This is a genomic window from Chitinophagaceae bacterium C216 (assembly GCA_028485475.2).
Classification (GTDB): Bacteria; Bacteroidota; Bacteroidia; order Chitinophagales; family Chitinophagaceae; genus Niabella; species Niabella composti.
On sequence record CP144143.1, the window covers coordinates 100220 to 112431 of the forward strand.

Below are 12212 nucleotides of genomic sequence, written 5' to 3' on the forward strand. Positions count from 1 at the left end.
TCATATTTATTATTTTATCCGATCCGGATTTTTCTTGATAAAATCTTCCCAGCCTTTAAAGCCAGCAACTTGCGGAATGGGGGATGAATACTGATAAAAATGACAAACTGCAACGGCTAGCGCATCTGTAGCATCAAAATATTGAGGAAGTTCCTCGATGGAAAGCATTTGCTGTAGCATTTTCCATACCTGCTCCTTACTGGCATTACCGTTTCCGGTAACGGCTTGCTTTACTTTACGAGGAGAATACTCGGTAATAGGAAGATTGCTGTGCATGGCTGCAGCAATCGCTACCCCCTGTGCTCGTCCCAACTTTAGCATGCTTTGCACATTTTTGCCAAAAAAGGGCGCTTCGATGGCAAATTCATGAGGTTTATAAAGAGCAATCAGCTCCCGCACTTTTTCGTAAATGAGATGCAAACGCTCATAGTTATTCTTATTGGAGGATAAGCGCAGCGCGTGCATTTCGCACAAGCGTATCTTTTTTTGGGAACACTCAATCACACTATACCCCATAATGAGGGTACCGGGGTCGATGCCTAATATTATTTTATTCGATTGTTGCAAACAGGTATTATTTTTACCTACCACTGTGAAGCTGAACAAAAATATCAAAATATTCGTCAACTACTTCCTGGGGCCGATATTGTTTATCTGGCTGGCATGGTCTATTTATAAACAAATCAGCGCTCAGGAAGATATAGGCACTGCCCTTCAACATATAAAAAATGCATTTACCGGACCTGAAATCGCTTACCTGATTGCTGCCATTCTGTTGATGCCCGTCAATCTGGGATTGGAGTCGTACAAATGGATGCTTGCAGTAAGGCGTGTGCAGGATATCAGCCTAGGAAAAGCGTTCAAAGCTGTTTTCTCGGGCGTTGCTTTTTCTATTAGTACGCCTAATAGTCTGGGAGATTACGTAGGACGCGTGCTGTATATGGACGATGGGAAACGAATTAAGGCTATTTCACTCACTATTGTTGCCAACATAAGCCAATTGATAGTAACCATACTCATGGGGGCGTTGGCGCTTTTCTTTCTTAAGAATACATTAACGAAATCGGACCTATTATCTACAATATTTGTAAATACTGTTCTAAGTAGCTCTGTTTTAGCGCTTATTATACTATTATTGTTCTATTTTAGACTACCTTGGTTAGTCAGAATCATAGATAACTTGCCACAATTCAAAAAATTTTCGTGGATAACCGAAGCTGTAGAACATGTAGATGCAACTTTGCTGGTAAGGTTTTTGTCATTATCTATAGGAAGATTCGTAATTTTTAGCTTACAATATTTTTTATTATTTAAATTGTATGGTGTTGAGATTAATGTTTTTGAGTGTTGGATGAGCATTAGTGTGATGTTTCTAGTAATGACTGCCATACCCACAATAGCTCTTTTTACGGATGTAGGACTAAAAAACGAATTAAGTATACGGTTGGTGGGGTTGTTCAGCTCTAATCATTTGGGCATCAGCTTTACCTCATTGAGCGTGTGGCTTATTAATTTGGTAATTCCCGCTCTCATAGGAAGTATATTAATCCTCGGCATTAAAAATATTCTTAAGGATAGAAACAAACATGAATAAAATTAGACTATCAATACTACTGCTATCACTCGTGATTGTTGCCAGTGGAAGCAAAGCACCAGAAGCATCTCGTGAAATAAACACGAACTGTAGCCTGCCCAATACATCTTTCAAAGCAGGAGAAAAGGTGGGCTTTATAGTGTACTATACAGCTGCAAAATTAATTAACGTAGCTGCCGGTGCAGGATCGTTCACTACCACCCAGGAAAAATTGAACGGGCGCGATGTTTATCATATAGTAGGTGAAGGGCACACCTTACCATCCTATGAGTGGGCTTATAAGGCTAAAGATATTTATGAAACTTATATTGACACAGAAACCCTACTACCATTAAAGTTCGTACGAAATGTCAACGAAGGTGGCTATAAAAAGTATCAAAATGTAAGTTTTAACCGCACGGCTAATACAGCTATTAGCAGTGAAGGAGTATTTAAAATCCCAGAATGTACGCACGATGTAGTAAGCGCCGTTTTCTGGGCTCGTAATATTAATTACGATTTACTGAAACCTTCGGATAAAATACCTATTAAAGTATTTCTTGATAATGAAATGCACACGATTTATGTAAGATACCTAGGTAAAGAAACAATTACTACCAAGTACGGAAAATTCAAAACCATCAAAATAAAACCCTCAACTATTAAGGGTACTATTTTTAAAGATGATGACAAAATGGTGGTTTGGGTAACCGACGATGCTAACAAAGTGCCGGTAAGAGTAGAAAGTCCCATTATCGTAGGAAAAGTAAGAATAGATATGACCAGCTTTGAAAACCTGCGCAATCCTATGACCGCGCTAATTCAGAAACTTTAATCACTATTTAATCTTTTTTGGCGTGCAGAGTAAATCCTACTGTGGTGCCCACACCTGGTGTACTGCGAATATGAATGGTTTGGTCGTGGGCTTCGATGATATGTTTACAAATGGCAAGGCCTAAACCGCTACCGCCCACATACATGCTACGCCCTTTGTCGGTACGATAAAATCGCTCGAAAATACGAGAGAGATACTCTTCTGGAATGCCGATACCGTCATCACTGATTTCTACCAGTATGCGCTTATCATCTGTTATGTAGATACCGGCTTTGATAGTACCGTTTTTCTTACCATAACGAATGGCGTTTTCGAGGAGATTGATAACAACCTGTCTAATTTTTTCCTTGTCGGCATGCACCACCACGGGTGTGTCGCACCCTTTCTTAATATTGAAGCGAATATTATTGGCTTCGGCATGTATGGAAATACTTTCAAAGGCATCTTTCAACAAATCCTGAATCACAAAATTTGTTTTATTTAATATCAGTTCCCCCCGCTCCAAACGCGATATTTCATCCAGATCGTTTAATAATCCCGTCAGCCGCTCTATGTTCTTAGCTGCCTTTTGCAAAAATTTTTTGCGCAGTGCCGGGTCATCTGAATCTTCCTGTAGTAACGTATCCACATAACTTTGTATGGCGAAAATGGGAGTCTTGAATTCGTGAGAAAGGTTCTGCAGAAACTCTCTTCTGAAAGCTTCATTGGCCTTTAGCTGCTCCATCTTCTTCTGGTTCTCCTGGGCCCATGCCTCTACATCATCCGCTACTTCATCAATACTTTTTTTGGGGAGAATATATTTATAATACATCTTCTCCCGCTTGGTAGCCTTTGTTTGATAAATAAGCTTATAAATTAGCTTTATTTTACGATAGATAAACTTATGCAGTACAAAAGAAATGAGCGCATACCCTCCTACCAATAGCACAAAAAAAGAAGCTGATGCCAGAAGCCAGCGCTGTTCTATAATATACAACAAGATGCTTACCGGCAGCGAAAGTGCCAATGCGGTATAAAAAGCCAATTGCTTAGGTGATAAATTTTTTGTACTTAACATTTCATTAAACGCATTCAGTATATATCGTAATGGAAGCTCATATTTCAAATTTGTACCCCACTCCTTTCACCGTAGTAATACAATCTAACTCCAGCTTCTGACGTATTTTTCGAATATGAACATCAATAGTTCGATCACCTACAATTACATCATTACCCCAAACGGCGCTTAAAATTTCGTTTCGAAGAAATACGCGGCCGGGTTTTAGAGCCAACAAATAGAGTAGCTCAAACTCCTTTTTAGCTAACACCACTTCCCGATCATCTACCAGCACAATAAACCGCTCGGGATCGATTGTAATATTAGCTACTTTAATAATCTTGCTGGAGACCTCTTTCTGCACCCTCCGTAATAATGCAGCCACACGGCTCAACAATACTTTGGGACTTATAGGCTTGCTCACATAATCATCAGCACCGGTTTCTAATCCTCTAATTTGCGTCAGTTCATCATTCAGTGCTGTTAAAAACATAATCAATGTGTCCTTAAACTGCTCCTGTGCCCGTAAAATCTGACAAACTTGTACGCCATTCTTTTTAGGCATCATCATATCCAGAATAATCAAGCTGGGCCTATGCTTCATGGCCTTATCTATGGCTTCATCACCATTACTAGCTGTAATTACCTCGTAACCCTCTTTAGCCAGATTATAGGATAAGATTTCCAGAATGTCGAGCTCGTCGTCAGCAATTAGTATTTTATGGCCTTTAGTATCCATTAAAAATAATAATTTAAGGCAAACGTAGTGGTAATTTATATAAAACCGAAAAAAACGCTGTGATTCAACACCATACTTAATAAAAAATTAATAAAGCATCTCTAAGCAACTTTGTATACTTTTTTAAAAAAACGGCGCAATTATTGCTTGTATATGCATGATTTACCTAATGTTACATTTATAAAAGACCATTGTACCAAGTGCTATGAAGTTATTATCGAATATTACCTGGAAAAAGTTTATACCATTTCTCGCCCTATTGCTATTTACCATAAATGCGGATGCTCAGCGCAGAAAAAGAAAAAAGAATCAGAAAGAACAACCTGTTCAGGTAGTAGTTGATACAATTCCTGCTTATACAGTGCCCATCACCCGGCAATTGATGCATGAAAAAGTTGACAAAGAACAACTGGCACTTCTTGCCATAGACGGGGTAGCAGACAAAACCATTAAGATTTCGAAAGACGCAAAACTGAATGAGGCTATTACGGAAGCCGCTATAAAAAAAGTGGACTGGTTGCAATATAAAATAGAATCTAACGATACCATTGATGCGCGCTTAAAAGCCCATTATCTGAATGGGATAACCGAAATACTAAAGCATGTAAAAACCACTGCGCGAAGCAAACAGGCACCTATTTATCAATTACCCCAAATAATTGCCACTTATAAAGATTTGATACTTGCCGATGTACACAAAAAATCCATCGCACCACTTATCGAACCACTTTCTTATGAAGTAGCTACTACCGTATTACTCCCTCGAATATTTAAGGACAATCCGGGCTATCCTGATGTTCGCAATATCATGATTCTAAAAACAGCCGGAGTTTCTGACGAAAAAACCTTTGCTGCTTTAAAAGAATATCCGGATGCACCTTTTACCGACAGCCTTATAAAAGTGATAGGCCATAATAACCCACGGCTCTTGTATGATTATGCGCAATCGAATAATCGATTCAGCTACCGCATTCAGAATATTGATGACGACCCTTTTATCAAAACTGTGGTAGATATAGCGCGTAATCCTAGCAAAGGTGGACAATTTTATTTTCCCTTTCTGGACAATATCGTAAAAGGGAAAATTACTATTGAAGATATAGACAATGTAAAAAATGACCCTGTAAAATACTTTCGTCTACTGGTACAAACACAAATAGAATATACAGAACGTGCATTAAAAGGTGATACTGCTATAGAATTTGCCAGCCTTACCAAAAAGCTGGAACAAAAAGCTAAGGACGAATTTGTTGCAAAAATCAACGGACTGCACGAACTGCCCGATGCCGTTCGCTTCCGCAGTATTCAACCGCTCACAGCCGAAGAGCTGTACTATGTAGCAGTATTAACGCATGGGCTCATTTATACTAGCAGTTACACCAACGGAGTGTATCCACTTATGATGCGTAAAGCTGAAAATAAAGGCGACGAGTTATTGAAAAAATTACACTTCGATCATTATAGAAAATTTATCAGCCAAGCAGCATCCTATAATACACTGAAGCACTTTCTGAGTACCTTTTCCAATCCAGCAGATGCGCATGAGCTGATGAAAGCATTTGTAAGTGGATTAGAAAAAACCGATGGCGTAGAGGACGGTGTGGATGTAGCAGATTCTTATGCCAGCATTGCAGAAGAATTGCCTGAAGTGGCCACAGAAATGCTTGCCAATATCAAAGATAATTTGGAAAGAAATAAAACAGCAGGTAATAAAAAAGGCATCGCTATATACGATATTTTATACAAACTGTTTTTATCAGCAGACACTACCAATCAGATTAACCTTACTGCCGAACTAGGTATTCCTCCGGTGTATAGTGTTCCTTTCTCATCCCTTACAAATGAAAACGGGGAAGTTATTTGCCAAGTGTTCTTTTATGGAGATAGTGATGGACGCAATATCTTCAACGGATTTGTTAACATGTTTGCCAATAGTAATTGGAAAATCGACGGAAGCAATAAAGAGTGGGTGGTTATAAAGTCTGCTAAAGGAAAAACTGTTTCTATTTATGCCAACAGACCGCTGGATGAAAACAAAGGACTTGACGACCAGGCGCAGCGATCACTCAATGCTTATTTGGAAGAAAATAATTTACGACCTACTGTTACCATTCACCGCGGTCATAGCTATTATGCCGAAACAACAATCGGCTATATGTCGCCCTATTCCAAAGTAGTGTTTATGGGATCATGCGGAGGTTTTAATCTTATCGATTCTATTCTTAAAAAATCGGATGATGCGCATATTATCGCTTCCAAACAAATAGGACGTACTGCCATCAACAAACCATTCTTCCTGTTGCTTACTGAAAAAATCAGAAACGGGAAAGATATAGAATGGATCCCCTTTTGGAAAGAATTTAAAATGCGTGCGAATGTAGCTGGATTTGAAGACTATATTCCTCCATATAAAAACCTAGGCGCCATTTTTATAAAAGCTTATAAAAAAGAAACAGGGGAAGATGTGTAACACAACAAGCGGTATTCATTGTTGTTGCTGTTGTTGCTGTATTTGCTCCATATAATATCGGTAAGAGTTTTTCTTTTCCTTTAAAGAAGTATCGGTAAGATTTGACGATCTGTAAGCAAATATAGGATTGGCTACCACGTCGCCGGCCTCGGCGACTTCTTTTTTGTTATAAATAGATACCGATACTTCAAGTACATGATCGGAAGAGCCTTTATAAGTTCCTTTCACAGGAGTGCAATCTGAAAAATTTCTACCTACAGCCAATCGGATATGTCGGTCACTGGCAATACAGTTATTAGTAGGATCTAATCCCACCCATCCATAATCAGGCACATAAGCTTCTACCCATGCATGTGTTGCACCCTCGCCTCTAAACTCATGATCTTTGGGGCAAATATATCCGCTTACATAGCGTGCAGGAATACCTATGTACCTTAATATCCATAAGAGAAAATGGGCGAAATCCTGACACACGCCGGCTTTTAACCTCCATATTTCATCAACGCTAGTTTCCACACTAGTTACACCTTTTTTGTATTCAAAATTTTTAAAAATGTATTCCGAAAAAATACGGGCGTTTTCAAAAGGTGTTCTTTGTTCGTCATATAAAGAGTGAATAAAACTTTTAATATTTTCCTCTTCTTCCAGGTGTTCTTTTTGCAAAAAGTCGATATAAGGTAGACGTTCACAAGCTTCGCGCAACAAACCCCATTGTTTATCAGCTGGACTCTCAATCTCCGGCAATTGAATCTCGTGTGTTACAACCTCTGCTTCGGACACAATCTGCAACTCTGAGAGTGGCTCTACAATAGTAAAAACGCCCACCTGATTACCGAAAAAATCGTTAAACACTTCTACATTCGGATTTTTAGTAATCGTTATCTTATGCCTAAGTACATTTTGAAAACCATCGTTAATGGGGTATAGTTTGATTTGATTCGCGCACTCTACCACTGGGTTTCCATAAGAATAACGAGTAATATGCTTTACATTATAAGCCGGCATAGGCAATTTATTTGATCAATGTTATTACTAGGGTTAATTGTAGCCAAAATAATGCTTATTAAAAGCAATAGCAATATTATATAGATCTGATCGAGTTTGATTCAGCAAAGCTCCAATACTGACTCCGCCTTTCAAATCACAAGTACTATACTTGAGATTATTATACGCCTTCCCGATTAGAAAATCCAGATGTGCAAAACTTTCCGGAATACTTTGTCCCTCTAGTCGCTTAAAATAACGACTGATATGAGACATACAATAAAGTATAGAGTGTACAAAGCTTTCATCATACAATACCTGTTTCATAATAGTATCAGGAGTCATTATGCCTCTCGAAGTCTTGAGATACACCTCATAACCCGATAGAGAATACAACAGGTACCTTAGCGAAGGGAGCGTTAATTCATCATCTAATCTATAGTTTACCTCTTTCAGTTTAATATCCGACACATCGGTAATAATGATAGCACGCTCCACAAAACGTCCTACATTTAAAAAACTATATGCTTCACCTCTAGACATAGTAATATCAATAGTGCCGTACAATAACAAACTATGTCGGATCAATGCATCTAAAGCAGTTATAGGATCGCCGGACTGAATAGTTTGACGAATACTAGGTTCTCTAATGAGCAGGTAATAGGCATTCAGATTGTGCCACATTTCCTTGGTGATATGGTCCTGAACCGCTCTTGCATTTTCTCTGGATCGGGTAATGCTATTGATTAACGAAGCTTCGTTTTCTTTGCCAAGCATCACATATTCCAGCACTGCTCGTGAGTTATATTGGATGGTTTCCATCTCTGATGGAGATAAATAACCATAAGTCTGCAAAACCGATCTCCAGTTATATTGTTTAATCTCATCTTGCGAAGCCACGTAATTCGTACGCAATACCCTAAGCAGACCATTAGTTCTTTCCATATAGCGGGCCATTCAAAATACCGACTCTGCTACACGACTTAACATAAGTGATTTTTAAAATTTCGATTAGTGAATGATTGTATAAATGATACTATTAGCTTCCCAATACCCAAGTATCCTTACTACCACCTCCCTGGGAAGAGTTTACTACTAAGGAACCTTCCTTTAATGCAACACGAGTAAGACCTCCTGGTACAATACTAATACCATCAGGGCCATACAACGCAAAGGGGCGCAAATCTACCCTACGCGGCTGCATTTTGCCATCGATATAACAAGGAGAAGTAGACAAATTAATGATAGGTTGTGCAATAAAACTTCTGGGGTCTTCAAGAATGGCTTTTTTGTAAGTTTCCATTTCCTCCTCCGAGGCTTTGTTACCTATCAACATTCCGTAACCTCCCGACTCATTGGTTTTTTTAATCACCATTTTATCCATATTGGCAAAAACCATTGATCGGTTTTCGGGAACATCCAATGCATATGTGGGAACGTTTTTAAGAATAGGTTCTTCGTTTAGGTAATAGCGAATCATTTCGGGTACGTAAGCATAAACGACCTTATCATCGGCCACTCCATTACCCATCGCATTTACAATTGCTACATTACCTTTACGATAAGCCCAATAAATACCCGGTACGCCTAAGATGCTATCAGGCCTAAACACGAGCGGGTCCATAAAATCGTCATCTACACGGCGATAAATTACATCTACCTTCTTCAGACCTGCGGTAGTTTTCATGTATACATGATGATTTTCCACCACAAGATCACGCCTCTCTACCAACTCAATTCCCATCAGACGTGCGAGTGTGGTGTGTTCGAAATAAGCAGAGTTATAAACGCCAGGCGTTAACAATACAACTGTGGGATTACTAGTTTGTCGGTTTGCCAACCCGAGCAAATTTTTCAATAAAAAAGAAGGATACTCAATTACACTGCGCACATTGTTTTTGGGAATAAGGTCAGGAAAAATGCGTACGGTCATACTTCGGTTTTCCAGCATATACGAAACTCCCGACGGCGTTCGCAAATTATCTTCCAGAACATAAAAACTTCCATCGGCATCGCGTACTAAGTCTATCCCCGCAATGTGGGAATAAATATCAAAGGGCACATCCACATACATCATCTCTCTCAGAAATAAGGGGCAGGAGTAAATAAGCTTTAAAGGGATAATACCATCTTTGATGATAAACTGCTGATGATAGATATCTTTCAAGAATATATTAAGTGCTTTTAGCCGTTGCTTGATGCCTGTTTCTATTACACTCCATTCCTCGGACGAGATAACGCGGGGAATAATATCAAAGGGGAAAATTTTTTCTACCCCTTCCCTATCGCTGTAAACGGTAAAAGTTATTCCCTGAGTCATAAATAATTTTTTGGCGAGATCGTCCTTTCCTTCCATTTCCTCATGACTAATACCCTCAATGGATCTTACGAACTGCTCATATATCGGGCGCACACCATCCTCCCCCATTAGCTCATCCCATATATCTTCTTGTGGATTGTAAGACTCTAGAATTTTAGGAATTGTCATAAGCTCGTAGTTTATATTAACAAATTACCCAATACAAGTAAACTCACATTTCACAGGTTGAGATACAGATTAATTTCCGCCTTATAAATATATATAAAATAATCTAATGTAGCATATTGCAAAAGCAAGTTTAATACGGTAATTTTTGTAGGTTTGGCGAATGAATGAATTGCTAGCTATATCATTTCAATCTGCATCCCGAATTAAAGCCTATCAAGAGCAAAGGCTAGGAGATTTACTTAATTATCTGAATACCCATTCAGCTTTTTACAAAAAACTGTTTGAGGAAAATAACATCGCGATACAGAAAATAAAAACTATAGAAGATCTAGTTCACATTCCTCCTACCGAAAAAGAACATCTGCAATTACATAACGAACAATTTATATGTGTACCTCGAAATAAGATTATAGAATATACAGCTACATCCGGCACTGTAGGAAGTCCGGTAACGGTTGCCCTTACCGAAAACGATTTACAGCGTCTCGCCTATAATGAGTATTGTTCCTTTGTTTGTGCCAATGGCACCTCTGAGGACGTATATCAACTAATGCTGACATTGGATCGTCAGTTCATGGCAGGTATGGCTTATTACAGTGGTATCAGAAAGCTGGGAGCGGGTGTAGTACGGGTAGGACCAGGCGTCCCATCGTTACAATGGGAAACCATTGAACGTTTAAAACCTACAGCCATTGTTGCAGTACCGTCATTTATCATCAAACTCATTCAATATGCAGAGGAACATCAGATTGATGTTAACAAAACTTCAGTAAAGAAAGCTATATGTATTGGAGAGAATATCCGCGACGAAAAACTGCAGCCCAATATACTGCATCAGAAAATTATCGATAAATGGAATATCAAGCTATTTTCTACCTACGCCTCTACGGAAATGCAGACGGCATTTACCGAATGTGAAGCAGGAAGAGGCGGACACCTGAATCCCGAACTACTGATTGTTGAACTTTTGGACGAATCAGGACAGCAGGTCCCTTACGGTGAACCGGGCGAGGTAACTATTACCACTTTAGGAGTGGAAGGTATACCCTTGTTGAGATATAAAACCGGCGACATCTGCATTGCTTACAACGAGCCCTGCTCTTGCGGGCGTCATACTTTAAGACTGTCTCCAGTTATCGGCCGTAAAAAGCAGATGATTAAGTACAAAGGAACCACCCTTTTTGCACCGGCACTTTTTGAAATTATTCATCGCACCGATGCGGTTAAAGAATACGTTGTAGAAGTTTATAGTAATGAAATCGGCACCGACGAGGTGTTGCTACACATTGTTCCTACCGATAATCAGGAAGAAACACTAAACAAGATCAAAGCCTACCTACAGGCCAAGTTGCGTGTAACACCACATATCAAAGTTGTCGATGCCGACACAATGCAGAAAATGCAATTTCCTGATGGCGTAAGAAAACCCGTAAAATTTGTAGACAAACGAAAAACTACGCAGCAGGTATAGCTGTATAATTAATACTTATAATCTATAGCCTCTTTATAACCTTGCAGGTTTAAACGAAGGTGTTTATATCCTTTTACCTTTAGGGAAGAGATATTAAAACTGTAGGTACGAGAAACTTTATCTTTATCACACGGCTCATCGCCACTCTCTTGCAATTTAAAATACAGCTTTAGATAGCGTTGAGGTGGTGCAGATTCGGCCACACGGTCAGAGTCTAACAATTTCACCTCCCAAGAGGCATCGTTACAGGAGTTAGCAGTAATAGTAACAGAAAGCGTATTATCCGTCAGCTTTACATCATCAATACTATAGGAGTCACTCTCTGCCTGTTTATAAAAATTGTTATTAATCATCAGACGCTCGTCGCTGCTTATTACATTTCTGTACTTAGTTCCACATGCAAAACCGACTAATACAACATACGACAGTAATAAAAGAAATCCGTTTTTCATATTCATAGCATTTTACAATTAAAGACGGACAGCCGAATCAGATTGCTGCAGTGAAACCCCAAAAAATTGATTTATTTTTTGACATAGAAGAAACTATAATACATCCAAGATACACTCGAATCACTCAGGCGACCTGTTTAGTACAGTCAGCGATTAATTAAGTA

At 39.0% G+C, this 12212-nt stretch carries 11 protein-coding genes; 4 read left to right on the top strand and 7 right to left on the bottom strand.

The window, feature by feature from the left end:
• Positions 1-9: 9 nt before the first annotated feature.
• Positions 10-567 carry a crossover junction endodeoxyribonuclease RuvC gene (ruvC, locus tag PIECOFPK_RS00430; RefSeq protein WP_330974985.1) on the bottom strand — a complete coding sequence of 186 codons (558 nt, stop codon included), beginning with the start codon at positions 565-567 and terminating at the stop codon, positions 10-12.
• Positions 568-592: 25 nt separating this feature from the next.
• Here ruvC and PIECOFPK_RS00435 point away from each other — a divergent pair, with 25 nt between their 5' ends.
• Both PIECOFPK_RS00435 and PIECOFPK_RS00440 read left to right on the top strand, forming a co-directional pair.
• Entirely contained in the window at positions 593-1594 is a 1002-nt protein-coding gene (locus tag PIECOFPK_RS00435) for a lysylphosphatidylglycerol synthase domain-containing protein (RefSeq protein WP_409966246.1), read from the top strand.
• Positions 1587-2408 carry a DUF3108 domain-containing protein gene (locus PIECOFPK_RS00440; RefSeq protein WP_330974987.1) on the top strand — a complete coding sequence of 274 codons (822 nt, stop codon included), beginning with the start codon at positions 1587-1589 and terminating at the stop codon, positions 2406-2408. The genes PIECOFPK_RS00435 and PIECOFPK_RS00440 overlap by 8 nt, the downstream gene beginning before the upstream one ends.
• A gap of 7 nt (positions 2409-2415) precedes the next feature.
• On the opposite strand, the gene PIECOFPK_RS00445 is transcribed toward PIECOFPK_RS00440, so the two are convergent.
• Positions 2416-3465 (bottom strand): sensor histidine kinase, encoded by a 1050-nt coding sequence (locus tag PIECOFPK_RS00445; RefSeq protein WP_409966247.1) that lies wholly within the window; start codon positions 3463-3465, stop codon positions 2416-2418.
• A gap of 37 nt (positions 3466-3502) precedes the next feature.
• The gene (locus PIECOFPK_RS00450) at positions 3503-4183 is read right to left on the bottom strand and encodes a response regulator transcription factor (protein WP_330974989.1); all 681 of its coding nucleotides are present in this window, start codon (positions 4181-4183) and stop codon (positions 3503-3505) included.
• 205 nt (positions 4184-4388) lie between these two features.
• On the opposite strand from PIECOFPK_RS00450, the gene PIECOFPK_RS00455 reads away from it, so the two are divergent.
• Positions 4389-6653, top strand: a complete 2265-nt coding sequence (locus PIECOFPK_RS00455) for a hypothetical protein (protein ID WP_409966248.1) — start codon at positions 4389-4391, stop codon at positions 6651-6653.
• 15 nt (positions 6654-6668) lie between these two features.
• Here the strand turns inward: PIECOFPK_RS00455 and PIECOFPK_RS00460 are convergent, their stop codons facing one another.
• From PIECOFPK_RS00460 to PIECOFPK_RS00470, 3 genes are all read right to left on the bottom strand, one after another.
• On the bottom strand, positions 6669-7658 hold the full coding sequence (locus PIECOFPK_RS00460; RefSeq protein WP_409966249.1) for a transglutaminase domain-containing protein: 990 nt from the start codon (positions 7656-7658) through the stop codon (positions 6669-6671).
• A gap of 33 nt (positions 7659-7691) precedes the next feature.
• Positions 7692-8582 (bottom strand): alpha-E domain-containing protein, encoded by an 891-nt coding sequence (locus PIECOFPK_RS00465; protein WP_409966250.1) that lies wholly within the window; start codon positions 8580-8582, stop codon positions 7692-7694.
• Positions 8583-8676: 94 nt separating this feature from the next.
• A complete protein-coding gene (locus PIECOFPK_RS00470) occupies positions 8677-10125 on the bottom strand; it encodes a circularly permuted type 2 ATP-grasp protein (protein ID WP_409966251.1) in 1449 nt (482 codons plus the stop codon).
• A 160-nt stretch (positions 10126-10285) separates the two neighbouring features.
• Between PIECOFPK_RS00470 and PIECOFPK_RS00475 the strand changes: the two genes are divergently transcribed.
• Positions 10286-11596, top strand: coding sequence for a phenylacetate--CoA ligase family protein (locus tag PIECOFPK_RS00475; RefSeq protein ID WP_330974993.1), 1311 nt, complete (start codon positions 10286-10288; stop codon positions 11594-11596).
• 8 nt (positions 11597-11604) lie between these two features.
• Here the strand turns inward: PIECOFPK_RS00475 and PIECOFPK_RS00480 are convergent, their stop codons facing one another.
• A complete protein-coding gene (locus tag PIECOFPK_RS00480; protein ID WP_330974994.1) occupies positions 11605-12048 on the bottom strand; it encodes a hypothetical protein in 444 nt (147 codons plus the stop codon).
• Between the last annotated feature and the right edge of the window lie 164 nt (positions 12049-12212).